The following is a 25,569-nucleotide window of genomic DNA, read 5'->3' on the forward strand; positions in this document are numbered from 1 at the left end:
GCACAGCTGGGTAGTCACGTTTGGAACAGATAACCGCTGAAAGCATCTAAGCGGGAAACTGACTTCAAGATAAGTATTCTTTAAGACTCCTTCGAGCCTAGGAGGTTGATAGGTTGGGGGTGTAAGGGCTGCGAGGCCTTTAGCTGACCAATACTAATAAGTCGAAGTTTTAACCTTGAATTTACTATATAGTTTTGAATGTCTATGCAAATAGATATAGCTTGGTGAGAATAGCTATGGGGGTACACCCAGATACATTCCGAACCTGGAAGTTAAGCCCGTAAACGCTGAAAGTACTTGGAGGGAAGCCTCCTGGGAGGATAGGAACTTGCCAAGCTCTCAATAAGAGTGCTTCCTTAGCTCAGTCGGTAGAGCATGCGGCTGTTAACCGCAGTGTCAATGGTTCGAGTCCATTAGGAAGCGCCATTTTTTATTTTTTGGAAGTTATTTAAGTTGACATAAATATCAAATTATGATATAATATCTCAGTTAATTTGATATTCCGCTTTAATAGCAATAAAAATTAAATGAATATCTATAGGAGGAGAATAAATGAAAGAAAAATTAATTCAATTAGTAGAGCAAAGCTACTTAAGAAACGACATTCCTGAATTCAAAGCTGGAGATACTATCGCAGTATACTACAAAGTTGTAGAAGGAAACAAAGAAAGAGTTCAATTATTCGAAGGAGTAGTTATCAGAGTAAATGGTGGAGGAATTGCAAAAACTTTCACAATTAGAAAAGTAACTGCTGGTGTAGGAGTAGAAAGAATTATTCCTGTAAACTCTCCAATGATCGACAAAATCGAAGTATTAAAAGTTGGAAGAGTAAGAAGATCTAAGCTTTACTACTTAAGAGGACTTTCTGGTAAAAAAGCTAGAATCAAAGAAATCAGAAAATAATTTATTGGGAGATGGGATTTTTAACCATCTCTTTTTCTTTTTACTTGCTAAAAAAATGGAGTATTATAAAATAAAGCTATAAATAAGATTAAAGGGAGGATAAAATGAACGACAAAATTTATTATGACAAACTAGAAGGAAACTTTCCTAAATTTTTAAAAGATTTGGATAGAGTTATATCGATACCTAGCTATTTACAAGAGGATAATAGCAAATATCCATTTGGTGAAAATATTCAAAAAGCATTAGAAGAAATGATAACTATCTGTAAAGAGTTAGGATTTAGAACTTATATTGATCCACAAGGATATTATGGATATGCTGAGATAGGAAATGGAGATAAATTAGTTGGAGTATTGGGACATCTTGATGTAGTTCCTCCAGGAGATCTGAGTAAATGGGAGAATGATCCATTTAAACCAGTAGTTAAAGATGGAAAATACTATGGAAGAGGGGCACAAGATGATAAAGGACCTACTTTAGCAGCTATATATGCATTAAAAACGCTATTAGATTGTGGGTTTGAACTAAAATATAGAGTGAGATTTATATTTGGTACAGATGAGGAAAATTTATGGAGAGATATGCCAAAATATGTTGAAAAAGAGGAGATGCCGACAATAGGATTTACTCCTGATTCTAAATTTCCACTTATTTATTCGGAAAAGGGACTATTACAATGTAAACTTATAGCTAAAAATGAGAGTGGATTAGTATTTAAAGGCGGAGATGCAATGAATTCTGTTCCATCAAATATGATAGTTCCAAAGAGTGATGAGTTAGTAGAGATGTTAAAAGAACTAAACTATGAATTTAAGGAAAAAGATGGAAAGATTGAAATAGTTGGAAAAAGTGTTCATGCACAAGTTGCTGAAACTGGAATAAACGCTATAAATAGATATATGTATGCTTTAACAAAACTAGGAAAAGAGAGTAAATCAGGAAGATTTATAACTGAGAATTTAATAGGTTATGACTTTGCTGAACCTATTTTTGGAGTAGTAAAGGATGAGCACTCAGGAGAATTAAAGTTTAATGTAGGAAAGATTGAGTTTACAGAGGAAAATGAGATATTAGGAATTGATATGAGAATTCCAGTGACATATGATAAAGAGAAAATAGTAGAAGTACTTACTAAAAAAGCAAAAGAGTATGGATTTGAATATGCTCAACACGATTATTTAAAATCAATATATGTACCATTAGATTCAGAATTAATTACTACTCTTATGAGTGCTTATCAAGAGATAACAGGGGATATGGAATCTCAACCTGTTGCAAGTGGAGGAGCTACTTATGCTAGAGCCATGAATAACTGTGTAGCTTTTGGTTGTGTATTACCAGGAAGTCCTAAGACTGAGCATCAACCAAATGAGTATATTATACTAGATGATATGAAAAAAGCTATGAAAATATATATGAAAGCTTTTGAAAAATTTAATAAATAATATATAAATGGAGAAATAATTATGAATAAAAAGAAAATGTTAAGTGCATACACTATAGTTTTTATATTTCTATTAGTTACTGCTGCGTTGACGTGGATAGTACCTCAATCTGTAGTTATAACAAATGATAGTGGTACACAAGAAGTAATATATAATGCAGTTTTTGGAGCTAATGGAGAAGTTATCAGAGGTGCTGGAGCACAGCCAGCAGGACTTTGGGATGTTATAATGGCTCCAATAACAGGATTTCAAAATGCTGGACCAGTAAGTATTGCAATATTGATGGCAGGAGCGTTTTTAGGATTAATAAATTCGGTAGGAGCATTAGATGCAGGAATAGGAGGATTATTAAAAAGATATACTGGAACTTCTCTTATTGTAATTTTAATGTTTGTATTTGCTGTATTTGGAAGTGTTTTTGGATTTTGGGAGGAGATACCAGCTTTCTCAATAGTTATTGTTCCATTATTTGTACTAGCTGGGTATGATGTTATGACAGGATTAGCTGTTCTATTTATAGGAGCTACTGTTGGAAATATGGCCAGTGTAGTAAATCCATTCTCAGTAGGAGCAGCTATTGGAGCTATTGGTAATCCAGAGCTTTCATTAGGAAGTGGAATGATTTTAAGAATGGTAATCTTTATAGCTATGTATCTAGTTGGAGTGATTTATGTTATAAAGTATGCTAATAGTGTAAAAAATGATAAGGCAAAATCAGTAGTGGCAGATATAGAAGTAAATACAAGAGTTAATGAAGAGGGACATGAATTACCAGAACTTACAAAGAAAAGATTTTGGTCAATTATGGTATTGGTAGGAATAATTGTTCTATTAATTTTAGGATATATGCCTTGGTATGTAGTAGAGTTAGATGGAGGAAAAACACTTCAAGATGTTATAAATGCTCCAATAAACTTTATTGCTTCAATACCTGTATTAGGAAATTTAAGTGGACTTAAACATTTTACTCCATTTGGAGATTGGTATTTTGGAGAATTTGCTTTTGTTTTCTTACTAGGGTCTATTTTAATAGGAGTTATTAATAAAATGCCAGAGGAGGAATTTGTAAAGGAGTTTGCAAATGGTGCTAAAGATTTATTAGGTGTAATTTTAGTTCTTTCAGTAGCAAATGGAATATCTGTACTTATGGGAAGTAAGACTTCTGGAATGTCTGTAACATTTGTTTATTGGATTCAGACAGCACTTCAAGGAATACCAGCATGGGCTTTCTCTATAGCAACAGTAGCAGCTTATGTAGGTATAGGTTTCTTCTTACAATCAACAAGTGGAGTTGCAGGGATTACAATGCCAATACTTGGTGCTGTAACTATGGCACTATTCCAAGGTAGTGATATAGGAGCTACTGGTGGACAAGTAATGTTAATTTCAGCTTTTACAGTAGGAATAAACTTTATGTGTGGAATATATCCGGGAGCTAGTACAATGGGAACTTTAGAGTTATTCCATGTACCATATGATAGATATTTAAAGTTCACATTAAAGGTTTTTCTACCAATGTTAGTAATAGGATGTTTAATAATATCAGCCTCACAATTTGTAGGGTTAATTTAATAAACTAATAAAAGTATTTAATAGTAACTATTTAGAATCTTTGCGGTGACTGGATAGTTACTATTTTTTATTGAAAAATTTCTCCTTTATTTTATCAAAAAAATTTTTTTGTTTAGGATATACTTTTTCTATTTCATTTTTTAAATATCTTTTTCTTCTCCCATTTGGACAGCTTTTACATAATTTAGCTTTACAAATACTACAACCGTTTAAAATTTTCTCAAGTTCATCTTTATATTTTTTTATCATAATCATTACCTCTTTAACCTCTTTATTTAATATGATAAATTTTAATTCTATAATAAAGAAATGTCAACTAAATAAATTTTAAAACATTTTGTAGTGAAATTAAGTCTAAAAAATAAGTTTTCTATGAAAGGAGGAAATTTTAATGTAAAAATTTTCAAAAGTGTGATAGAATATATATTATTTAAGGAATTATGGAGTGAAATATGGAAAAAAGTAAATTGATATTAAATGGAATTTTTTATACTATTGTTACAATTATATTTATAATTTTATTTATTAAAGAGAAAAAAATAGGGGCATGGATAAAAGAACATAGAGATAAATTTTCAGATAGACTGGTTTCAAAGTTAGGATGGGAAGGAAAAAGTTCAGGGGTAGCTTTAAAGAAGACAATAGCTTTTGTAGAGAGTATAGGAACAGCTTTAATTTTAGTTTTAATTATACAAAAAATATATTTAGGAAACTTTTTAGTTCCAACTGGTTCAATGGAACCTACAATAATGCCAAAGGATAGACTTTTTGGGAATATGGTTGTCTATAAATTTAGAAAACCAGAAAGAAATGAGATAATAGTATTTAAGGAACCAATTCAAAATAAGGTATTATATACTAAGAGGGTAATGGGATTACCTGGAGAAAAGGTTGCTCTAAAGGATAATCATCTGTATATTAATGATCAAAAATTAGATATAAGAGAGTACTCAAGTTTAGGACAACTAGGAGAAGATGGTTACTGGATAGTACCTAAAAAAGGTGATGTTATCGAAGTTATCCCAGGGGCTAACTATGGTGAATATGTGTGGAGTAAAGCTGGGCAACCAATAGATGTGGCTGAGGTTCAAAAACAATTGGTAGCTAATCCAGGAGCAGTGGCTCAAATACTGCCAGATTTAGAGTTTAGAGTAAATGGAGTAAAAACTGGAATGGTTTTAGATATAATACATGATTCTAATGCTGTGAAAAAAATATTTGCTGGTGAAAAAGTTACAGTAGTAGCAGATGAAGATTATTACTTAGCATTAGGAGATAATACTAATGGTAGTTATGACTCAAGAATGTGGGGATTTGTAAAAGAGAGTAGAATAAAGGGAAAAGCTTTTGTAAGATTTTGGCCTTTAAATAGAATATCACTTTTAAAATAATTGGAGTAGATATGAAAATAGTTAATAATATAGAAGCAAAAATTTTAGAAGAATTGGAAAAAAGATGCTTCCCAAATAGTGCCTATACATTTAAACAAATAGAAGATATGGTAGCAGATAAAGAGAAATATCAAGTATTGGGAGTGGTTGATAATGAGATATTAATAGGATACTTGATAATATTTGATAATAGTGAATCATTAGAGATTATGAAGATAGGTACACTACCTGAATATAGAAAACAAGGAGTAGCAAAACTTCTTATTGAAGAGTTACTAAAATTAAAAAAAGATATATTTTTAGAAGTAAGAGAGAGCAATAGTGCCAGAGAGTTCTATAAAAATTGTGGTTTTCAGGAGATAGGAAAGAGAAAAAACTATTATCCAGATACTGGTGAAGCAGCTATTATAATGATGAGAAATATTTAGAAATATACATATTTAAATCACAAAAAGACTATAAAATAACTAACATAATAAAAAGGATGGTAAAAGATGGAAACAAATATTTATTCAAACCCTCTAGCAGAAAGATATAGTTCAAAGGAGATGTTGGAAAATTTTTCTCCAGATAAAAAGTTTTCTACATGGAGAAAGCTTTGGGTAGCTTTAGCTGAAGCAGAAAAGGAACTTGGATTGAATATTACTGATGAGCAGATAGAGGAAATGAAAGCTAATATTTATAACATTGATTATGAATTAGCAGCAAAAAAAGAAGCAGAGTTTAGACATGATGTAATGGCACATGTACATACATTTGGAACACAAGCACCAAAAGCTATGCCAATTATCCACTTAGGGGCAACAAGTGCTTATGTAGGAGATAATACTGATCTTATTCAAATAAAAGATGGTCTAGATATTATAAAGACTAAATTAGTTAATGTAATTGCAGAGATGTCAAAGTTTGCAATGGAAAATAAAGATTTACCAACTTTAGGATTTACACACTTCCAAGCAGCTCAGCTTACAACTGTTGGAAAGAGAGCTACTTTATGGTTACAAAGCTTATTATTAGATTTAGAGGAGTTAGAGTTTAGAGAAAAAACTTTAAGATTTAGAGGAGTTAAGGGAACAACAGGAACACAAGCAAGTTTCCAAGAGTTATTTAATGGAGATTTTGAAAAAGTAAAAGAGTTAGATAGAAGAATAACTGAGAAAATGGGATTTGATAAGAGATTCTTAGTAACAGGTCAAACTTATGATAGAAAGGTTGACTCTGAAGTTATGAATTTACTTGCTAATATAGCTCAATCAGCTCATAAGTTTACAAATGATTTAAGACTTCTTCAACATTTAAAAGAGATAGAGGAACCATTTGAAAAAAGTCAAATAGGGTCATCAGCTATGGCATACAAAAGAAATCCAATGAGAAGTGAAAGAATATCATCATTAGCAAAATTTGTAATAGCTTTACAACAAAGTACAGCTATGACTGCATCAACTCAATGGTTTGAAAGAACATTAGATGATTCTGCTAATAAGAGATTATCTTTACCTCAAGCTTTCTTAGCAGTAGATGCTATATTAATAATTTGGAAAAATGTATTAGATGGATTAGTAGTTTATCCTAAGATGATAGAAAAAAGAATTATGGCAGAACTACCATTTATGTCAACTGAGTATATCATAATGGAGTGTGTAAAAAATGGTGGAGATAGACAGGAACTACATGAAAGAATAAGAGTTCACTCTATGGAAGCTGGAAGAAATGTAAAAGTTGAAGGAAAAGATAATGATTTAATTGAAAGAATAATAAATGATAAGTATTTTAATTTAGATAAAGAAAGATTATTAGAGATATTAGATCCTAAAAACTTTATCGGATTTGCTCCAGAGCAAACAGAGGAGTTTATAAATATAGAGGTTAAACCAATATTAGAAAAATATAGTAATAGATTAGGAATGAAAGCAACTTTAAAGGTTTAATGAAGAGTAAGCAAAGAGAAGTATATTTAACAGCCTTTGTATTAGTAGCATTATATCTTTCTCTTGCAGAAAACTTTATTCCAAAGCCATTTCCTTGGATGAAGATAGGGCTATCAAATATAGCAGTTTTGATAGCCCTTGAAAAATTTGATTCTAAATTTACCCTTGAATTGGTAATACTTAGAATTTTTATTCAAGGACTTATGTTAGGAACACTATTTACTCCGGGATTTATAATAAGTTTTACTGCAGGAGTTTTAACAACTATATTTATGATTGGGCTATACAGATTTAGAAAATATCTTTCGTTGATAGCAATTAGTTCATTATCAGCTTTTCTACACAATCTATTTCAACTCATAGTAGTATATTTTCTTATGTTTAGAAATGTTTCTTTATATTCAAAATCTATTATGGGGTTTGTGTGGATTTTTTTAATTATTGGAGTAGGGGCAGGTATTATTACTGGATTTATAGGAGAAAAGTTAAATTTAAGAAGGAGCAGAATAGAATGAGAAAATACTTTGGAACGGATGGAATAAGAGGAGAAGCAAATAGAGAGTTAACTGTGGATATAGCACTTAGATTAGGGTATGCACTTGGATATTATTTGAGAAGAGAGAATCCTAACAAGAAAAAGATAAAGGTTATTATGGGGTGTGATACAAGAATATCTGGATATATGTTAAGATCAGCACTACTTGCAGGCTTAACTTCTATGGGAGTACATGTGGATTTTGTAGGAGTAATATCAACTCCAGCAGTAGCATATTTAACAAAGGAAAAGAAGGCAGCAGCTGGGATAATGATATCAGCTTCACACAATCCTGCAAAAGATAATGGATTAAAGGTTTTTGCAGGAAATGGGTATAAATTACCAGATGAAGTGGAATTAGAGATTGAAAGACTTATGGATGATCCAACTATACTTATAAATCCAGTGGCTGGAGATAAAGTTGGAAAATTTAAGTATGCAGAAGATGAATATTATTCATACAGAGATCATTTGTTATCAGCTGTAAATGGAGATTTTTCAGGAATGAAAATAGTTGTTGATACAGCTAATGGTTCAGCTTATAGAATAGCTAAAGATGTATTTTTAGCACTAGGAGCAGAGGTAGTTCTTATAAATGATGCTCCAAATGGAACAAATATAAATGTAAAATGTGGATCTACTCACCCAGAGATACTTACAAAAGTAGTTATAGGATATGAAGCAGATTTAGGACTTGCTTATGATGGAGATGCAGATAGACTTATTGCAGTAGATAGATTTGGAAATATAATAGATGGAGATAAAATAATAGCTACTCTTGCTATGGGAATGAAAAGAAGAGGGGAGCTAAAAGGAAATAAAGTTGTTACAACTGTAATGAGTAATATGGGATTTGAAAACTATTTAAAGGAGAATGGAATAGAGCTATTGAGAGCTAATGTAGGTGACAGATATGTACTTGAAAAAATGATTGAACATGATGTTGCTATTGGTGGAGAACAATCTGGGCACATTATATTACTACAATATGCAACAACTGGGGATGGAGTTCTAACATCATTAAAGCTAGTTGAAGCCTTAAGAGATGAGAAAAAATATTTAGATGAGATGGTTGGAGATATAAAAGATTGGCCACAAAAATTAGTGAATGTAGTTGTAGACAATAGTAAAAAAAATATCTGGAATCAAAATAAGAATATAACTGATTTTATAGCTCAAAAAGAGCAAGAGATGGAAGGGCTTGGAAGAGTACTTGTAAGAACATCTGGAACTGAACCATTAGTAAGAGTAATGGTAGAGGGGAAAGAGATGGAGATGGTAGAGAGAGTTGTAAATGAGATAGCTGAAGTTGTAAAAAGAGAATTAGCTTAATTTAAGGAGAGATAGATGTATAAAGTTTTCTCAAAATTATATGATAAATTTATGGAGTTTTCAGACTATGGAGCTTGGGAGAAGCAGGTAGAGGAATTGATTAAAGAGGGGCAACCTAAAGGAAAAACTCTTTTAGATATTGGGTGTGGAACTGGAGAGTTACTTCTAAGAATGACTAAAAACTATCAGTGTGATGGAATGGATCTATCTGAAGAGATGTTAAAAATAGCTCAAAGAAAGTTAAAGCATAGAGAGGTTAAGTTATTTTTAGGGGATATGGTTGAATTTAATACTGGTTATAAATATGATATTATGGTGTCACTATTTGATACTGTAAATCATATGGTTTCAGTAGAGGAGCTAGAGAGTCACTTACGAAGTGTAGCAAACTCTTTGAACGATGAGGGAGTATATATATTTGATATTGTAGATAGAGAGTTCATGGATACAATGTTTCCAGGAGGTCTTTTTGTGGATAATAGAAAAGATATTACTTGTATATGGGAGCATGAGATAGAAGATGGAATTGATTATATAGATGCTACATATTTCCTAAAAAACTCTCGTGGAAGTTGGGATAAGCTTACAGAATCATATTCTAAAAAGATTTTTACAGATGCTGAGATAGAAAAATGTAGTGAAATTTCTGGATTAAAAATAACTAAAAAAGTGATAAATGACAAAATTGCTGGAAGAAGAACTGTGTATTTATTGAAGAAAAAATAAAAGCTATAGGATTATAATAAATAATTATAGTAAAAAAATTATAATAAGTTTGACTATTTCTGTTTTATATTATAAAATTATACAGTAGAGAGGAGAGTATATGAAATATATCGCTTGGATCACGAAAGATGTTCTACATGCAATATCTTTATTAGGATATTTAGGTTTCTTAATGGTAGGAAATATACTCTTATATGTAGGAATTTATAAGTTAATAGAGAAATACTTATTTAAGAGCACTCTCTTGTTTATAGTTTTGATTATAATAGGAGTTATTAGTGGTTTTTATAATTCTTATAGAGCAATAATGAAAAAATAAGGTGATTTAGTGGAAGAGATAAAAAAGGTTTTTAAACATTCTATAATAACAGCGATAGCAATATTAACATATGGATTAGTATTTCAAGTTAAAGAGATATATATAGGAATGTTTAGCGGAGCTATTGTTTCATTATTGGCTTTCTACTTAATTTGTATGGATGTAAAAAAAATAGTTGCTAGCGGAGATGGATCGTATAAAAGAGGCATTATAGGTTACTTACAAAGATATGCAATATATATTATATACTTAGGAGTGATAGCGAAATTTTTTGGGCTATCAATGATTATAAGTTCGGGATTAGGGCTATTAAATGTAAAGGGAAATATTTTATTAATAGCTCTTTCTGATAAAATTTTGAAAATTAGGGATAAACACCTAAGATAAAAAAGGAAAGGAGGGTAAAGGCAATGAAAAAGTTGAAAACAATTATTCCTATAGCCATTATAGTAGCAATTGGAGTATTGATAAGAAGGCTGAGCTTTATAAATTTTGAAACACCCCCTTTGGTAGAAGGGCCAAGAGTAGTTTTTCTTTTACCAATACCACAATTTCTTCATAAGTTACCTGGTCATGAAACATATGGATTACCCATTACAATTACAGTAGTAACTACATGGTTTTTAATCCTATTTATGTTTATACTATTTAAACTAGGTACAAGAAAAATGGAGTTAATTCCTGGGAAGCTACAGTTAATACTAGAGTGTATATATGGATTTTTAGATGGAATAATAGAGCAAATGTTAGGTTCTTGGAAAAAGAAATATTTTTCATATATAGGACCATTATTTTTATTCATTTTTACAGCAAATATCATAGGATTTTTCCCAATACCTTGGTATTCAATAAATGAAGGACATATTACATTTGCCCCAGCATTTAAAACTCCAACAGCAGATTTAAATACAACTGTTGGATTAGCACTATTAACAACAATAGCTTTTGTTAGTGCAGGAATGAGAACACATGGAGTAATTGGATATTTTAAAGAGTGGTTATCACCAACTCCAATAATGTTACCATTAAACATAGTTGGAGAATTTGCAAAACCAGTAAACATTTCTGTCAGACTTTTCGGAAATGGATTTGCTGGAGGAGTAATAATGGGACTTCTATATATGGGAGCTCCAGCAGCAATACCTGCACCATTACATCTATATTTTGATCTATTTGCAGGATTGGTACAAAGTTTCGTTTTCGTAATGTTAAGTATGGTATATATTCAAGGTGGATTAGGAGACCGTGAATATGTCGAAGAATAAAGTTTTTTAAAAATTTAGGAGGTAAAAAATGGAACAAATGTTATTAGCAAAAACAATAGTATTAGCAGCATCAGCACTAGCAGTAGGATTAGCAATGATAGCTGGATTAGGACCAGGAATAGGAGAAGGATATGCAGCTGGTAAAGCAGTTGAGGCAGTAGCTAGACAACCAGAAGCAAAAGGAAACATCATCTCTACAATGATCTTAGGACAAGCAGTAGCAGAATCAACAGGTATCTATGCACTAGTTGTGGCATTAATATTAATGTATGCAAATCCTTTCATCGGAATATTAGGATAATCCTTTAATCAGTAAAAAAATTAACTGATTATTATCTGGAAAGGAGGTAGAAAATTTGGCGACAACAGTAATGCCAGTAGTATCAGTAGATATTAATATGTTCTGGCAGATAATAAACTTTTTTATACTTGTATTTATATTTAACAAGTATTTCAAAAAACCTATAGGTAAAATGTTAGAAAGTAGAAAAGAGAAAATAACTAGCGATTTAAGAGAAGCTGAAGAGAATAAAAAAGCAGCTATGAAACTTCAAAAGGAATCTGAAGATATAGTAAGAAAAGCTAAAATTGAAGCAAATGAAATCTTAAAAAATGCTGAGAAAAAAGCAGATGAAAGAAAAGAAAGTATTATCACTGAGGCTAAAAGCCAAAGAGATAAAATAATAAAAACTGCAGAAATGGAAGCTCTTAAAATAAAATCAGATGCTAAAGCTATGGTACAAGAGGAAGTTAAAGTTCTTGCTGTTCAATTAGCTGAGAAGTTAATCAATGAAAAGATAAATTCAAAAATCGAGTCTACCTTAATAGATGAGTTTATAGAAGAGGTAGGGGAAGAAAGATGATAGCTAACCAAGTAGGAAAAAGATATGCTGAAGCTATCTATGAAATCGCAGTTTCTACTAACAAAATAAAAGAGATATATGGAGCTTTAAATCAATTAATGGAGCTTTATGAAAATAATAATGAATTTAAAACTTTTATAACTCATCCACTTATTGAGTTAGATGAGAAAAAAAAGGTTTTAAATGAGATATTTAAAAATTCTGGAGAGGATATTGTTAATATTATATACTATATCCTTGATAAAAAAAGAATTGAAAATATCAGAAATATAACAGCTGAGTATTTAAAAATCTATTATGAGAGAAATCAAATATTAGATGTTGAAGCTACTTTTGCTGTAGAGCCATCTGAGGCTCAAAAATCTAAGTTAATAGCAAACTTAGAAAAGAAAACTGGTAAAAAAGTTAAACTGGCTATAAATATTGATAGAGCTATATTAGGAGGAGGTATCATTAGAATAGGTGATACTGTTATAGATGGTTCTATACGTAAAGAGCTAGAAAATATAAAGAAAAAGTAATTACGACTTGTAAACAGGAGGTGTAAATCAGTTGAACATTAGACCAGAAGAGATTAGCAGCATAATCAAAAATGAGATAGAAAACTACAAAAAAAGTCTAGATATAAAAACTTCAGGTTCAGTATTAGAAGTTGGAGACGGTATTGCTAGAATATATGGACTTAGCAGTGCAATGTCAGGAGAGCTTCTTGAGTTCCCACACGGAGTAATGGGAATGGCACTAAACCTAGAAGAGGATAACGTTGGAGCCGTTATTCTAGGAGACTTCTCTCTAATTAAAGAAGGAGATGAAGTTAAAGCTACTGGAAGAGTTGTTTCAGTTCCTGCAGGGGAAGCTATGTTAGGAAGAGTAGTTAATGCCCTTGGAGAACCAATTGATGGAAAAGGTGAAATAAAACCTGAAAAATACATGGAGATAGAGAGAAAAGCGTCAGGAATTATCTCTAGAAAACCTGTATCTGAACCACTACAAACAGGTATTAAATCAATAGATGGAATGGTACCTATTGGAAGAGGACAAAGGGAATTAATCATCGGAGACAGACAAACAGGAAAAACAGCTATAGCTATTGATGCTATTATCAACCAAAAAGGAACAGGGGTAAAATGTATCTATGTTGCTATTGGACAAAAAAGATCAACTGTAGCACAAATATATAAAAAGCTAGAAGATGCAGGAGCTATGGAGTACACTACTATCGTTGCTGCTACAGCGTCTGAAGCTGCACCATTACAATATATGGCACCATACTCAGGAGTAGCTATGGGAGAGTACTTCATGGATAAGGGAGAGCATGTATTAATAATATATGATGATCTTTCTAAACATGCGGTAGCTTATAGAGAGATGTCTCTATTACTTAAGAGACCACCTGGAAGAGAAGCTTACCCAGGAGACGTATTCTATCTACACTCAAGATTACTTGAAAGAGCAGCGAAACTATCTGATAAATTAGGTGGAGGATCAATAACAGCTCTTCCTATAATTGAAACACAAGCAGGGGACGTATCAGCATATATCCCTACAAACGTAATTTCAATTACAGATGGACAAATATTCCTAGATTCACAATTATTCAACTCAGGATTCAGACCAGCTATCAATGCCGGAATATCAGTTTCAAGGGTTGGGGGATCTGCTCAAATAAAAGCTATGAAACAAGTTGCTGCTAAAGTAAAACTTGAATTAGCACAATACAACGAGTTATTAACATTTGCTCAATTCGGTTCTGATCTAGATAAAGCTACAAAAGCTCAACTAGAAAGAGGACACAGAATAATGGAAGTATTAAAGCAAGCACAATACAAACCTTATTCAGTAGAAGAGCAAGTTGTTTCTTTCTTTGCTTTAATCAATGGATACTTAGATTCTGTTGAATTAGAAAAAGTAAGAAGATTTGAATCAGAATTAATGGTAGAATTAAGAAATACAACTACAATTCTTGATGAAATAAAAACTAAGAAGGCTTTAGATAAAGAGCTTGAAGCAAAATTAGGAGATGCTATAAACGCATTTAAAAAGAATTTTAACTAGAAAGAGGTGAGAACATGGCTGGAGCTAAAGAGATAAAAAATAGAATAAAAAGTGTTCAGTCTACTCACCAAATTACTAAAGCCATGGAAATTGTTTCCACTACAAAATTTAAAAGATTTTCAGCTCTAGTTGTAAAATCAAGACCATTTGCAGAGAGTATTCAAACTATACTTTCAAATATAGCATCTGGTGTAAAAAGTGAAAAGCACCCTCTTTTTGATGGAAGAGATAAAGTTAAGAAGATAGGTGTAATAGTTATGACTTCTGATACAGGACTTTGTGGAAGTTTTAACCATGCAACACTAAAAGAGTTAGAAAAAATTAGAAAAGAGAATAGTGGAAAAGAGGTTTCAGTAATTGCTATCGGAAAGAAAGCAAGAGATTACTGTACTAAGAGAAATTATGACCTAAAAGCAAGCTATGTACAGCTTGTTCCTGAAACTATGGGTAAAAAAGCTCAAGAGATCAGTGAAAATATTGTAGAGTATTACTATGAACACATCTTTGATGAGGTATATGTAATATACAATAAATTTGTGTCAGCTCTTAGAAGTGACTTAACAGTTAAAAAACTTATTCCAATAGAAAGAGTAGAGGCTAAAGAAAATACTTCATATATTTTTGAACCAGATGCAGAATCAATATTATCTGCACTTCTTCCTAAATATTTAAATGTTGAGCTTTATCAAGCATTATTAAATAATGCTGCAAGTGAACATTCAGCTAGAAAGAACTCAATGAAGAGTGCTACTGAAAACGCAGAAGAGATGATAACAATGCTTAACTTGAAGTATAATAGAGAAAGACAAGCAGCAATCACACAAGAGATCACAGAGATCGTTGGTGGAGCTGCAGCTTTAAATTAATGATTAGGAGGCAATAGGGTGGAAAACAAAGGAACTATAACTCAGATTATTAGTGCCGTTGTAGACGTTGCTTTTAAAGATAAATTGCCTAATATATACAATGCCTTAAAAGTAAAGGTTGATGATAAAGAGCTTGTACTAGAAGTACAACAACATTTAGGTAATAATGTAATAAGAGCGGTAGCAATGGATTCTACTGACGGACTACAAAGAGGTATGGAAGTAATAGATACTGGAGCACCTATAAAAGTTCCAGTAGGAAAAGCAGTATTAGGAAGAATCTTAAACGTTTTAGGACAACCAGTTGATGACAACGGACCAGTTGAAACAGATGAGTACTTACCAATACATAGAGATGCTCCAAGTTTTGAGGAGCAAGAAACAGAAACTGAAATATTCGAAACAGGAATCAAAGTAATTGACCTTTTAGCACCATATATTAAAGGGGGAAAAATCGGTCTATTCGGAGGAGCTGGAGTAGGAAAAACAGTTTTAATCATGGAGCTTATCAATAACATTGCTAAGGGACATGGAGGACTTTCAGTATTTGCTGGAGTAGGAGAAAGAACAAGAGAAGGAAGAGACCTTTATGATGAAATGACTGAATCAGGAGTTTTATCTAAAACATCTCTAGTTTATGGACAAATGAACGAGCCACCTGGAGCAAGACTTAGAGTTGCTCTAACAGGATTAACTGTAGCAGAGAACTTCAGAGATAAAGAGGGACAAGACGTTCTACTATTCATAGATAACATATTCAGATTTACACAAGCTGGATCTGAGGTATCAGCTCTATTAGGAAGAATGCCTTCTGCGGTTGGATATCAACCAAACCTTGCTACAGAGATGGGAGCTTTACAAGAAAGAATCACATCTACAAAATCTGGATCAATTACATCAGTTCAAGCTGTATACGTACCAGCGGATGACTTAACTGACCCAGCACCAGCAACAACATTCTCACACTTAGATGCTACAACAGTTTTATCTAGACAAATAGCATCTCTAGGAATCTATCCAGCAGTTGACCCATTAGATTCAACATCTAAAGCTTTATCTGCTGATATAGTTGGAAATGAGCACTATAATGTTGCCAGAGAAGTACAAGAAGTATTACAAAGATATAAAGAACTTCAAGATATCATTGCTATCCTAGGTATGGACGAGTTATCTGACGAAGATAAATTAACTGTATCAAGAGCAAGAAAAATTCAAAGATTCTTCTCTCAACCATTCTCAGTTGCTGAGCAATTTACAGGAATGGAAGGAAAATATGTTCCAGTAAAAGAGACAATCAGAGGATTTAAAGAGATATTAGAAGGTAAACATGACAATATCCCTGAACAAGCTTTCCTATATGTAGGAACAATAGAGGAGGCAGTAGCAAAGGCGAGAGACCTTATGAAAGGGGATGAATAGTTATGGCTACATTTAAAATAAAAGTTGTAACTTATGAGGAAAAAGTTCTTGAGCAAGAAGCTGAATTTGTACTTGTAAGAACAACAGAGGGAGATATGGGAATACTACCAAACCACTCTCCATTTATAGCTGGACTTAGTACAGGAGAGATGAAAATAAGATTTAATGGAAAAGAGGATAAATACTTTGTTTCAGAAGGATTATTAGAAATCTCTAACAATGTAGTAACTATTATAGCTTCTGAAGCTATACCTGCTGATCAACTAGATGTTGAAAGAGCTAGAAAAGAAGTAGAAGAGTTAAAAGCAAAACTTGCTAAGATGCAAGAGGATAAAGATATCATGCTAACTCAACAAAATCTACACAAAGCATTGATGAAAGTACAAGTTGCAGAAAAATTATTATAGTTACTAGAGCAGCCTATAGGGCTGCTTTTTTTATTTATTTTCTACTAAAAATAGAGTATAATAAAGATTGAATTAGGAATATAGGGGGGAGATATAAATTGGAAAATAGGAATGATTTTTCACAAGGAAGTATTTACAGACATATAATGTCACTTGCTATACCTATGACAATAGCTCAAATGGTACAAGTTTTATATAATATAGTTGATAGAATATATATTGGACACTTAGAAGCTGGGTCATCATTAGCTTTAACAGGATTGGGATTAACATTTCCAATTATAACAATTATTTCAGCTTTTACCAATTTGTTTGGAATGGGAGGGGCACCTCTATGTTCAATAGCTAGAGGAAAAAATGATATGGAGAGAGCAGAGACAATAATGGGGAATACTTTTTTTCTATTATTGGTAAGTAGCTTTGTATTGATGTTAGCTTCATATGTATTTATGAAGCCACTTCTATATATGTTTGGAGCTAGTGATACTACTTATCCTTATGCTAAGGAGTATCTAAAAATATATTTATTGGGGACTCCTTTTGTAATGTTAGGAACAGGAATGAATGGATTTATTAATTCTCAAGGGTTTGGAAAAATAGGAATGATGACAATATTATTAGGAGCAATAGTAAATATTATTCTTGATCCAATTTTTATCTTTTATTTGAAACTAGGAATATCAGGGGCTGCAATAGCTACAATTCTTTCTCAACTGTTATCAGCAATATGGGTAATGAAATTTTTACTAGGAGAAAAGACCATTTTAAAATTAACTAAAAAAAATATGAGATTAGAAGGAGAGCTTATAAAGAGTATAACAGGATTAGGACTTGCAGGTTTTGTAATGTCAGCTACAAATGGAGCTGTACAGATCGTATGCAATGCAACATTAAAAGGGCATGGTGGAGATATCTATGTAGGGATAATGACTGTGTTGAGTTCAATAAGAGATGTGATAATACTACCTATACATGGTGTAACAACAGGAGCTCAACCAGTTTTAGGTTATAATTATGGAGCTAAAAAATATGATAGAATAAAAAAAGGGATAATATTTGTTACAGTGGTAACAGTAATTTATATGTTATTAGCTTGGATTATAGTTTTCCTATATCCAGGAAGCTTTATAAAGGTTTTTAGTTCAGATATGGAGCTTATTGTAAAAGGTATTCCAGCTATGAATATATATTATTTTGGATTTTTTATGATGGCATTCCAAGTTGCAGGTCAATCAATTTTTGTAGCTTTGGGGCAATCAAAACAAGCTGTATTTTTCTCGCTGTTTAGAAAGATAATAGTTGTTGTTCCATTAACTCTATTTTTGCCATATGTAGCAGATTTAGGAATAAAGGGAGTATTTTTAGCAGAGCCAATTTCAAACTTTATAGGTGGAGCTGCATGCTATATAGTTATGCTTTTTACAATAAAGAAATTGTTAAATAGTAGTGATAATTAATAGGATAAAGTATGAAAAGTTAAGAGAAAAAGGAGTTTGAAAAGGAGGGAAATATGAAAAAAAACTTTGTACATCTACATTTACATACTGAGTATAGCCTCCTTGATGGAGTTGGAAAGATAGATGATTATTTAGAGAGGGCTAAAGAGCTAGGAATGCAAGCTATAGCTATAACAGATCATGGAAATCTTTTTGGAGCTTTGGAGTTTTATAAAAAGGCGAGAAAAAAAGGAATTAAGCCAATTATAGGAATGGAAGCATATGTATGTGAAAAGGGAATGGAAGATAGAGAGGGAAGAAACTTTCATCTAATTCTTTTAGCTAGTGATGATATAGGTTATAGAAATCTTTTAAAGATAAGCTCAGAAAGTTTTATAAGAGGTTTTTATTATAAACCAAGAGTAGATAAAACTTATCTAAAAGAGCATAGTAAAGGGCTAATAGCTCTGTCAGCTTGTATGCAGGGAGAGATCTCTAGAAGAGTTATGGATATGGAAAGTGAAAGTGAGATAGATAGTGCAGTAGCTGAGTATATAGATATTTTTGGAAGAGAAAATTTTTATATAGAGGTACAAGCTAATGGTATAAAGGAGCAATTTGAACTAAATGAAAAATTGTATGATATAGCAAAGAGAAATAATTTAAATTTAGTAGCTACTAATGATACTCACTATGTAAATGAAGGAGAGCACACACTGCAAGATATTTTAATATGTGTTCAAACAGGGGCAAAGCTCTCTGATGAAAAAAGAATGAGAATAGAGACTGAGGAGCTATTTTTAAAGAGTAGAGAGCAGATATTGGAACAACTAGGTGAAAAGTACTTAGAGGCAATAGATAATACAACAGTTATAGCTGAAAGATGTAATGTGGATATAGAGTTTGGTCATTTCAAATTTCCAGAGTATAAGATACCAAGTTGTGTAAAAACTATAGAGGCTTTTTTAAGAAAGTTAGTATATTTTGGCTTATCTAAGAGATATCCTCATGGACTTACTCAAAGTATAGTGGAAAGAGTGGAGTATGAATTAGGGATAATTGAAAAAATGGGATATGCTGGTTATTTCGTAGTAGTGTGGGATTTTATAGATTTTGCTAGAAGAAAGAATATTCCTATTGGACCAGGGAGAGGATCTGCAGCAGGAAGTTTGATAGCCTATGCACTGGGGATAACACAGTTAGATCCATTAAAATATAATCTTATCTTTGAAAGATTTTTGAATCCAGAGAGAATATCAATGCCAGATATAGATATAGATATATGTCAAGAAAGAAGACAAGAGGTAATAGACTATGTTATAGAGAAGTATGGAGCTGATAAGGTAGCTCAGATTATTACCTTTGGAACATTGAAGGCAAGAGCTGCAATTCGGGATGTAGGTAGAGTTTTAAATACTCCACTTTCAAAGATAGATGCAGTGGCTAAGCTCATTCCTTTTAATGTAAATATAAAGCAAGCTCTAGAGAGTGTTGATGAGTTTAGGAAACAGTATCTTGAGGATAGAGAGATACAGAGAGTGATAGATATTTCCTCAAAAATAGAGAATAAGGTAAGACACGCTTCTGTCCATGCAGCAGGAATAGTTATAACAAAGGATCCTCTTACAGATGTAGTACCACTCTATTGTGATACAAAAAATAAAGTTGTATCTACACAGTATCAGATGAAAGAGCTAGAAGAGTTAGGGCTTCTAAAAATGGATTTTTTAGGACTTAGAAATTTAACTAACCTTCAAAGAACAATTGATTATATAAAAGAGGATTTAGGTATAGAGATAAAATTAGAAGATATTCCACTAAATTCTAAAAAGGTTTATGAATTACTTTCAAGAGGAGATACCTCTGGTGTTTTCCAAATGGAATCAATAGGAATTAGAAAAATATTAGTAAAATTAAAACCTGATAAATTTGAAGATATAATCGCCCTATTAGCTTTGTATAGACCGGGACCTCTTGGCTCTGGAATGGTAGATGACTTTATAAATGGAAAAAATGGTATTACTGAGATAAGATATCCACACCCATCATTAGAGGAGACTCTTAAGGAAACATATGGAGTAATACTTTATCAAGAGCAAGTAATGAAGATAGCTAATATAATGGCTGGATATTCATTAGGAGAAGCAGATCTGCTTAGAAGAGCTATGGGAAAGAAAAATATTCAAATAATGGAAGAGAATAGAGAAAAATTTATTACTCGTTCAATAGCTAATGGATACAGTGAAGAGAAAGCTTTTGAGATGTTTGAATTAATAGATAAATTTGCTGGTTATGGATTTAATAAATCTCATTCAGCTGCCTATGCTTTGATAGCTTACTGGACAGCATATTTTAAAGCTCACTATATGAAACATTACTATGCTGCTCTTATGACATCAGAGATGGCTCATATAGAGGATATAGCTTACTATGTAGAGGATGCAAAGATACATAATTTAAAATTACATCTTCCAGATGTAAATAGGGCTACATCTAAATTTATTGTAGATAAGGATGGAATAATCTTTTCTCTAGCAGCTATAAAAAATGTAGGAGAGGGAGTAGCTGAAAAAATATTGGAAGAGTATAATGAGAATGGGGAGTATAAAAATCTAGAAGATTTTGTAGTGAGAACTAAAAAATATGGACTGAATAAAAAAGCTCTAGAGTCTTTAATATTATCTGGTGCTTTAGATGGACTTCCTGGAAATAGAAGACAAAAATTTGAGTCTGTAGATAAGATAATAGACTATGCTAATAGAAAGATAAAAGAAGATGATATTCAACAGATGAATCTTTTTGGAGAAGCAAAATCATCATTGGGAGTTTTTACTCTACCTCAAGTAAATGAATACTCTTTAGATGAGTTATTAGCAAAAGAGAAGGAGTATTTAGGTTTCTATTTTAGTGCTCATCCACTAGATAATTACAGAAAAATGATAAAAATATTTAGACTTTCAACAATAAATGAGATAAAAGAGGAAAAAACTACACAAATTTTTAAAACTTATGGTATACTAAGAGATGTGAAAAAAATAGTAACAAAAAATTCTGGACAAATAATGGGAGTTTTTGAATTAGAAGATTACTTCGATAAGATATCTTGTGTACTATTCCCAAGAGATTATGAAAGTAGCTCTCATATGCTTTTAGAAGGAAAACCTGTATATATAGAGGGAAGTTTACAAGTCGATTATTTTAAGGGAGAAGAGAATAAAAAATTAATTGTTAGAAAGATAAAATTTTTAGATGATATAGTGAGAGAGAGAAACTTAAAACTGTATATATTAATGGTTGAAGAGGATAGAGAGAAATTTAGTAGGTTAAAAGAGATTTTAGCAAATTCAGTCGGAGATGTACCAGTTTTCTTTGCTATAAAGGATAGCAATCATAAAGAGATTAAAAAGAGTAGATATAGTGTGAATCCGGATAGACTTTTCTTAGAAGAGATAACTCAACTGATGGGAGAAGAGAGGATAACTATAAAATAACGTATGTAATTTTTATTGAAATATAGCTTAGTTAGTGGTAAAATATATAAAAAATAAGGAGGAATTTATGAAAGGTGATATAAATACTATTGAAGAGTTAATGAAAATTCTTCAAGAAAAAAACTTGACTGAGATATCATATGAAACATCTGAAATAAAAATAAACATAAAAGGTTCGTTACAACCAGAGAAAAAACAAGTAGCTCCAAAGAAAGCTGAAGCTGTAAAAGAGGAAAAAAAGAAGGAAGTAGCAAATTGTAAAGATGTAGTTTCAGAGCATATAGGAAGATATACTTATGTAAAAAAAGATGGAACTCCAATAATAGAAGTAGGACAAGAGATAAAGGCTGGACAAGAGCTAGGAAGTGTAATAGCTGTAGGAGTAGCTTTACCAGTAGTTGCTAAGTTTTCAGGAAAAATAGAAGAGATATATATAGAAAATGGTAAGCCAGTAGATTATGGAAGACCATTAATAAAAGTAAAGATTTCATAATCAAATTCTTGGATTATCAGGAGGAAAATAAATGTTTAAAAAAATACTTATTGCAAATAGAGGAGAGATAGCTGTAAGAGTAATCAGAGCAGCTAAGGAATTAGGAATAAAAACAGTTGCTGTATACTCTGAAGCAGATAAAGAGAGCTTACATGTAAGATTAGCTGATGAAGCTGTATGTATAGGAGGAGTATCAAGTACAGAATCATACTTAAAAGTACCTAATATAATAGCTGCAGCTGAGATAACAGGAGCAGATGCAATTCACCCAGGATATGGATTTTTATCAGAGAATGCTAAATTTGCTTCAATATGTGAGGAGCACAATATTACTTTCATAGGACCTAGACCAGAGTGTATCACAAAGATGGGAGACAAAGCTACAGCAAGAGCAACAGCTATAGCTAATAATGTACCACTAACAAATGGAACTGGAATAGTAAGAAGTATATCAGAAGCTAAAAAAGAGGTAAATGAGAGAATAACATATCCAGTAATGATCAAAGCCACTGCTGGTGGTGGAGGAAAGGGTATGAGAATAGCTAGAAATGATGAGGAATTAGAACTTAACATAGTAGCAGCTCAAACTGAAGCTGGAGCAGCTTTTGGAAACCCAGATGTATATATAGAGAAATTTGTAGAAAATCCTAGACATATAGAGGTTCAAGTTTTAGGAGATAAACATGGAAATGTTATCTATTTAGGAGAGAGAGATTGCTCTATTCAAAGAAGACATCAAAAACTTATAGAGGAAGCACCATCATTCTCTTTACCTTTTGGAGTTAGAAAAGCTATGGGAGAGGCAGCAGTAACACTAGCTAAGGCTATAAATTATGACTCAGCTGGGACTTTAGAGTTTTTAGTGGATAAGGATAATAAATTCTATTTTATGGAAATGAATACAAGAGTTCAGGTAGAACATACTGTAACTGAGATGGTAACAGGATTAGACATTATAAAACTACAAATTCAAATAGCTTATGGAGCAAAATTAAATATAACTCAAGATGATATTCAACTTTTTGGACATGCTATTGAGTGTAGAATAAATGCAGAGGATCCAAATAATAACTTCTTACCTTCACCAGGTGTATTGACAAAATATATAGTTCCTGGAGGAAATGGAGTTAGAGTTGACTCTCACTCATATCAAGGGTATGAAATCAGTCCATACTATGATTCTATGATAGGAAAGCTTATAACTTTTGGAATCAATAGAGAGGAAGCTATAGCTAAGATGAAAAGAGCTTTAAGTGAGTATATAATTGAGGGAATAGATACAACTATACCTTTCCACTTAGAGGTTTTAAATAATGAGCTTTATTTAGCTGGAAAAACTTCAACAAATTTTATTGAAGAAAATTTTTCAAAAAAATAATTTTATAAATAGTAGTTTTTTTTGAAAAAATTAGGTATAATATATAGTAGAAGATTACACGGAGGTGTTACAAATGAGCGAATTAGGAAATATAAGAATATCTGATGATGTAGTAAAAACAATAGCAGCTAAGGCAGCTTCAGATGTAGAAGGTGTTTATAAATTAGCTGGTGGTGTAGCTGATGAAGTTAGCAAAATTTTAGGAAAGAAAAGACCTACAAATGGGGTAAAGGTAGAAGTAGGAGAAAAAGAGTGTAGCATTGAAATATTTATCGTTGTAGAATATGGATACCTTATCTCTGAGGTTGCTCATGATGTACAAAAATCAGTTTTAAAAGCTGTATCTGAATTGAGTGGGCTAAAAGTAGTAGAAGTAAATGTGTATGTTCAAGATGTAAAAATTAGAGCTGAAGAGACTTCTGAAGAGGAAGAGGAAGGTTTAGAAGCGTAACTCCATAGAGGTGTTGAAAGGCACCTCTAATCTTTTATTATAGGTGGTATTTTATGATTAAAAAAATAATTTTCTTTTTTGCATGGTTAGGTATATTTTTATTATCAATAACGGGGATTGTATATGTGACTATACCAACATATATTGTGCAGTTTAATACTTATATAGGAACATTGAGCTATGATCTAGTAGTTTTTATTATATCTGTTATTTATTTTGTTATATCTATATTAAAATTTTTATCTCTATTTGAAAGAACGAAGGATTATGAGATAAAAACAGAGGATGGAATAGTTTATATTTCTTCTGCTTCTGTAACAAGTTTTATAAGAGAGCTTTTATCTAAAGATAAAGAGATTTCAAATATAAGAGTAGAAACTTCTAAAAAAGGAAGAAAATTCAATATAAGAGTGAGACTTGATATGTTATCTAATGGAAATATATCTGGAAAATCATCTTCAATTCAAAATGAGATAAAAAGTAAATTAGCTGATAAAATGGGACTAGAGGTAGGGGCTATTGAGGTAAAAATCTCTAAATTAGCTGTAAAATCTACTGAAAACCATATAGATGAATAGGAGAGAGATATATGTTAGATGAAATTATAGCAAATCTTATTTTAAATAGAAAAAGATATCTTTATGCTTTTACAGGGTTTATATTAGCACTTCTATTAGTAACAGTAGGAATATTTGCAACAGTTTTTATAATATTAGTTACAATTTTAGGTTACTGTTTAGGAAGTCCTGTTTTTGTTAAAAAAGTAAAAAAAATTAAAAATATATTGTCTGAAAAATTAAATGAAGAATAGGAAAGGAAAATAATGAGTAGAAGAGTAGCAAGAGAAGAACTATTTAAATTAGTTTTTGAAAGTGAATTAAAAGAGGAGAGTACAAAAGAGGTATTAGATAACTACCTTAAAAGAGATGAAGTTCTAACTAATGAAAATGAGTTAGCATTTATAAAAAAATACATGACTGGAATGGCAGAAAATAATGATAGAATATTAGAAACTATCAATAATAACATCACAGGATGGAGCTTTGAAAGAATAGGAAATGTTGAAAAGGCACTATTAAAATGTTCTGTATATGAGCTTTTATGTGAAACTACTCCATATGAGATAGTTGTTAATGAGGTAGTAGAGTTAGCAAAACTATATGGAGATGAAAAAACTTCTGAATTTGTAAATGGAGTATTAGCTAAGATAATAAACAACAAAAAGTAGTAAAGTAATTACACCTTAAAATCTTTTTATAGAGATAGAGGGTGTAATTTTATTTTCTTTTTT

Annotated in this window: 28 protein-coding genes, 1 tRNA gene and 2 rRNA genes; 30 read left to right on the plus strand and 1 reads right to left on the minus strand. The window is 31.6% G+C overall.

The window, feature by feature from the left end; all coding sequences use genetic code 11:
• The 6 genes from IAA47_01490 to IAA47_01515 all read left to right on the plus strand — a co-directional run.
• Positions 1-177 (plus strand): 23S ribosomal RNA (locus IAA47_01490); the annotation flags it as partial.
• Positions 178-220: 43 nt separating this feature from the next.
• A 5S ribosomal RNA gene (gene rrf / locus IAA47_01495) occupies positions 221-337 on the plus strand.
• A gap of 13 nt (positions 338-350) precedes the next feature.
• Positions 351-426 (plus strand) — tRNA-Asn (locus IAA47_01500).
• 126 nt (positions 427-552) lie between these two features.
• Positions 553-903 carry a 50S ribosomal protein L19 gene (gene rplS / locus IAA47_01505; protein MBU3841669.1) on the plus strand — a complete coding sequence of 117 codons (351 nt, stop codon included), beginning with the start codon at positions 553-555 and terminating at the stop codon, positions 901-903.
• A gap of 104 nt (positions 904-1,007) precedes the next feature.
• Complete coding sequence (locus IAA47_01510; protein ID MBU3841670.1) at positions 1,008-2,351, plus strand: Sapep family Mn(2+)-dependent dipeptidase; 1,344 nt, start codon at positions 1,008-1,010, stop codon at positions 2,349-2,351.
• 21 nt (positions 2,352-2,372) lie between these two features.
• A complete protein-coding gene (locus tag IAA47_01515; GenBank protein MBU3841671.1) occupies positions 2,373-3,923 on the plus strand; it encodes a YfcC family protein in 1,551 nt (516 codons plus the stop codon).
• Positions 3,924-3,983: 60 nt separating this feature from the next.
• On the opposite strand, the gene IAA47_01520 is transcribed toward IAA47_01515, so the two are convergent.
• Positions 3,984-4,178, minus strand: coding sequence for a hypothetical protein (locus IAA47_01520; protein ID MBU3841672.1), 195 nt, complete (start codon positions 4,176-4,178; stop codon positions 3,984-3,986).
• A gap of 197 nt (positions 4,179-4,375) precedes the next feature.
• Between IAA47_01520 and lepB the strand changes: the two genes are divergently transcribed.
• From lepB to nusB, 24 genes are all read left to right on the plus strand, one after another.
• Positions 4,376-5,314, plus strand: coding sequence for a signal peptidase I (gene lepB / locus IAA47_01525; GenBank protein ID MBU3841673.1), 939 nt, complete (start codon positions 4,376-4,378; stop codon positions 5,312-5,314).
• A gap of 11 nt (positions 5,315-5,325) precedes the next feature.
• Complete coding sequence (gene rimI / locus IAA47_01530) at positions 5,326-5,742, plus strand: ribosomal protein S18-alanine N-acetyltransferase (GenBank protein ID MBU3841674.1); 417 nt, start codon at positions 5,326-5,328, stop codon at positions 5,740-5,742.
• 66 nt (positions 5,743-5,808) lie between these two features.
• Positions 5,809-7,242, plus strand: coding sequence for an adenylosuccinate lyase (locus tag IAA47_01535; protein MBU3841675.1), 1,434 nt, complete (start codon positions 5,809-5,811; stop codon positions 7,240-7,242).
• Entirely contained in the window at positions 7,242-7,757 is a 516-nt protein-coding gene (locus tag IAA47_01540; protein MBU3841676.1) for a Gx transporter family protein, read from the plus strand. Before IAA47_01535 ends, IAA47_01540 begins: the two co-directional genes overlap by 1 nt.
• Positions 7,754-9,109 carry a phosphoglucosamine mutase gene (locus IAA47_01545; protein ID MBU3841677.1) on the plus strand — a complete coding sequence of 452 codons (1,356 nt, stop codon included), beginning with the start codon at positions 7,754-7,756 and terminating at the stop codon, positions 9,107-9,109. Before IAA47_01540 ends, IAA47_01545 begins: the two co-directional genes overlap by 4 nt.
• Before the next feature lie 15 nt (positions 9,110-9,124).
• A complete protein-coding gene (locus IAA47_01550; protein MBU3841678.1) occupies positions 9,125-9,835 on the plus strand; it encodes a class I SAM-dependent methyltransferase in 711 nt (236 codons plus the stop codon).
• Positions 9,836-9,935: 100 nt separating this feature from the next.
• Entirely contained in the window at positions 9,936-10,154 is a 219-nt protein-coding gene (locus IAA47_01555; protein ID MBU3841679.1) for an AtpZ/AtpI family protein, read from the plus strand.
• A 9-nt stretch (positions 10,155-10,163) separates the two neighbouring features.
• A complete protein-coding gene (locus IAA47_01560) occupies positions 10,164-10,541 on the plus strand; it encodes an ATP synthase subunit I (GenBank protein MBU3841680.1) in 378 nt (125 codons plus the stop codon).
• A gap of 23 nt (positions 10,542-10,564) precedes the next feature.
• A complete protein-coding gene (atpB, locus tag IAA47_01565) occupies positions 10,565-11,419 on the plus strand; it encodes a F0F1 ATP synthase subunit A (protein MBU3841681.1) in 855 nt (284 codons plus the stop codon).
• 28 nt (positions 11,420-11,447) lie between these two features.
• Complete coding sequence (gene atpE / locus IAA47_01570) at positions 11,448-11,720, plus strand: ATP synthase F0 subunit C (protein ID MBU3841682.1); 273 nt, start codon at positions 11,448-11,450, stop codon at positions 11,718-11,720.
• Positions 11,721-11,775: 55 nt separating this feature from the next.
• Positions 11,776-12,282: a F0F1 ATP synthase subunit B gene (gene atpF / locus IAA47_01575; GenBank protein MBU3841683.1), complete on the plus strand. Its 507-nt coding sequence runs from the start codon at positions 11,776-11,778 to the stop codon at positions 12,280-12,282.
• Entirely contained in the window at positions 12,279-12,803 is a 525-nt protein-coding gene (gene atpH, locus IAA47_01580; GenBank protein MBU3841684.1) for an ATP synthase F1 subunit delta, read from the plus strand. The genes atpF and atpH overlap by 4 nt, the downstream gene beginning before the upstream one ends.
• A gap of 31 nt (positions 12,804-12,834) precedes the next feature.
• Positions 12,835-14,337 carry a F0F1 ATP synthase subunit alpha gene (atpA, locus tag IAA47_01585; GenBank protein ID MBU3841685.1) on the plus strand — a complete coding sequence of 501 codons (1,503 nt, stop codon included), beginning with the start codon at positions 12,835-12,837 and terminating at the stop codon, positions 14,335-14,337.
• Between the two features lie 14 nt (positions 14,338-14,351).
• Positions 14,352-15,203, plus strand: a complete 852-nt coding sequence (gene atpG / locus IAA47_01590) for an ATP synthase F1 subunit gamma (protein ID MBU3841686.1) — start codon at positions 14,352-14,354, stop codon at positions 15,201-15,203.
• A gap of 18 nt (positions 15,204-15,221) precedes the next feature.
• Positions 15,222-16,622 carry a F0F1 ATP synthase subunit beta gene (atpD, locus tag IAA47_01595; GenBank protein MBU3841687.1) on the plus strand — a complete coding sequence of 467 codons (1,401 nt, stop codon included), beginning with the start codon at positions 15,222-15,224 and terminating at the stop codon, positions 16,620-16,622.
• Positions 16,623-16,624: 2 nt separating this feature from the next.
• Entirely contained in the window at positions 16,625-17,029 is a 405-nt protein-coding gene (gene atpC, locus IAA47_01600; GenBank protein MBU3841688.1) for an ATP synthase F1 subunit epsilon, read from the plus strand.
• 98 nt (positions 17,030-17,127) lie between these two features.
• Positions 17,128-18,486: an MATE family efflux transporter gene (locus IAA47_01605; protein MBU3841689.1), complete on the plus strand. Its 1,359-nt coding sequence runs from the start codon at positions 17,128-17,130 to the stop codon at positions 18,484-18,486.
• A gap of 53 nt (positions 18,487-18,539) precedes the next feature.
• Positions 18,540-21,956, plus strand: a complete 3,417-nt coding sequence (locus IAA47_01610; protein ID MBU3841690.1) for a DNA polymerase III subunit alpha — start codon at positions 18,540-18,542, stop codon at positions 21,954-21,956.
• A 67-nt stretch (positions 21,957-22,023) separates the two neighbouring features.
• Positions 22,024-22,449, plus strand: coding sequence for a hypothetical protein (locus tag IAA47_01615; GenBank protein MBU3841691.1), 426 nt, complete (start codon positions 22,024-22,026; stop codon positions 22,447-22,449).
• Between the two features lie 31 nt (positions 22,450-22,480).
• Positions 22,481-23,827, plus strand: coding sequence for an acetyl-CoA carboxylase biotin carboxylase subunit (accC, locus tag IAA47_01620; protein MBU3841692.1), 1,347 nt, complete (start codon positions 22,481-22,483; stop codon positions 23,825-23,827).
• 73 nt (positions 23,828-23,900) lie between these two features.
• A complete protein-coding gene (locus IAA47_01625) occupies positions 23,901-24,278 on the plus strand; it encodes an Asp23/Gls24 family envelope stress response protein (GenBank protein ID MBU3841693.1) in 378 nt (125 codons plus the stop codon).
• A gap of 53 nt (positions 24,279-24,331) precedes the next feature.
• Entirely contained in the window at positions 24,332-24,856 is a 525-nt protein-coding gene (amaP, locus tag IAA47_01630) for an alkaline shock response membrane anchor protein AmaP (GenBank protein MBU3841694.1), read from the plus strand.
• An 11-nt stretch (positions 24,857-24,867) separates the two neighbouring features.
• The gene (locus tag IAA47_01635) at positions 24,868-25,089 is read left to right on the plus strand and encodes a DUF2273 domain-containing protein (GenBank protein ID MBU3841695.1); all 222 of its coding nucleotides are present in this window, start codon (positions 24,868-24,870) and stop codon (positions 25,087-25,089) included.
• A gap of 12 nt (positions 25,090-25,101) precedes the next feature.
• The gene (gene nusB / locus IAA47_01640) at positions 25,102-25,506 is read left to right on the plus strand and encodes a transcription antitermination factor NusB (protein MBU3841696.1); all 405 of its coding nucleotides are present in this window, start codon (positions 25,102-25,104) and stop codon (positions 25,504-25,506) included.
• Positions 25,507-25,569 lie beyond the last annotated feature (63 nt).

It is taken from the genome of Candidatus Fusobacterium pullicola, from assembly GCA_018883725.1.
GTDB classification, from domain to species: Bacteria; Fusobacteriota; Fusobacteriia; order Fusobacteriales; family Fusobacteriaceae; genus Fusobacterium_A; species Fusobacterium_A pullicola.

Excerpts from the sequence above, each read along its gene's own strand:
- IAA47_01540 (MBU3841676.1), top strand. The coding sequence starts at position 7,242 with ATGAAGAGTAAGCAAAGAGAAGTATATTTAACAGCCTTTGTATTAGTA.
- lepB (MBU3841673.1), top strand. The coding sequence starts at position 4,376 with ATGGAAAAAAGTAAATTGATATTAAATGGAATTTTTTATACTATTGTT.
- rplS (MBU3841669.1), top strand. The coding sequence starts at position 553 with ATGAAAGAAAAATTAATTCAATTAGTAGAGCAAAGCTACTTAAGAAAC.
- amaP (MBU3841694.1), top strand. The coding sequence starts at position 24,332 with ATGATTAAAAAAATAATTTTCTTTTTTGCATGGTTAGGTATATTTTTA.
- IAA47_01625 (MBU3841693.1), top strand. The coding sequence starts at position 23,901 with ATGAGCGAATTAGGAAATATAAGAATATCTGATGATGTAGTAAAAACA.
- IAA47_01545 (MBU3841677.1), top strand. The coding sequence starts at position 7,754 with ATGAGAAAATACTTTGGAACGGATGGAATAAGAGGAGAAGCAAATAGA.
- atpH (MBU3841684.1), top strand. The coding sequence starts at position 12,279 with ATGATAGCTAACCAAGTAGGAAAAAGATATGCTGAAGCTATCTATGAA.
- IAA47_01515 (MBU3841671.1), top strand. The coding sequence starts at position 2,373 with ATGAATAAAAAGAAAATGTTAAGTGCATACACTATAGTTTTTATATTT.
- IAA47_01615 (MBU3841691.1), top strand. The coding sequence starts at position 22,024 with ATGAAAGGTGATATAAATACTATTGAAGAGTTAATGAAAATTCTTCAA.
- IAA47_01610 (MBU3841690.1), top strand. The coding sequence starts at position 18,540 with ATGAAAAAAAACTTTGTACATCTACATTTACATACTGAGTATAGCCTC.
- IAA47_01535 (MBU3841675.1), top strand. The coding sequence starts at position 5,809 with ATGGAAACAAATATTTATTCAAACCCTCTAGCAGAAAGATATAGTTCA.
- atpB (MBU3841681.1), top strand. The coding sequence starts at position 10,565 with ATGAAAAAGTTGAAAACAATTATTCCTATAGCCATTATAGTAGCAATT.
- rimI (MBU3841674.1), top strand. The coding sequence starts at position 5,326 with ATGAAAATAGTTAATAATATAGAAGCAAAAATTTTAGAAGAATTGGAA.
- IAA47_01555 (MBU3841679.1), top strand. The coding sequence starts at position 9,936 with ATGAAATATATCGCTTGGATCACGAAAGATGTTCTACATGCAATATCT.
- atpC (MBU3841688.1), top strand. The coding sequence starts at position 16,625 with ATGGCTACATTTAAAATAAAAGTTGTAACTTATGAGGAAAAAGTTCTT.
- IAA47_01635 (MBU3841695.1), top strand. The coding sequence starts at position 24,868 with ATGTTAGATGAAATTATAGCAAATCTTATTTTAAATAGAAAAAGATAT.
- atpE (MBU3841682.1), top strand. The coding sequence starts at position 11,448 with ATGGAACAAATGTTATTAGCAAAAACAATAGTATTAGCAGCATCAGCA.
- IAA47_01520 (MBU3841672.1), bottom strand. The coding sequence starts at position 4,178 with ATGATTATGATAAAAAAATATAAAGATGAACTTGAGAAAATTTTAAAC.
- accC (MBU3841692.1), top strand. The coding sequence starts at position 22,481 with ATGTTTAAAAAAATACTTATTGCAAATAGAGGAGAGATAGCTGTAAGA.
- nusB (MBU3841696.1), top strand. The coding sequence starts at position 25,102 with ATGAGTAGAAGAGTAGCAAGAGAAGAACTATTTAAATTAGTTTTTGAA.
- atpG (MBU3841686.1), top strand. The coding sequence starts at position 14,352 with ATGGCTGGAGCTAAAGAGATAAAAAATAGAATAAAAAGTGTTCAGTCT.
- IAA47_01510 (MBU3841670.1), top strand. The coding sequence starts at position 1,008 with ATGAACGACAAAATTTATTATGACAAACTAGAAGGAAACTTTCCTAAA.
- IAA47_01550 (MBU3841678.1), top strand. The coding sequence starts at position 9,125 with ATGTATAAAGTTTTCTCAAAATTATATGATAAATTTATGGAGTTTTCA.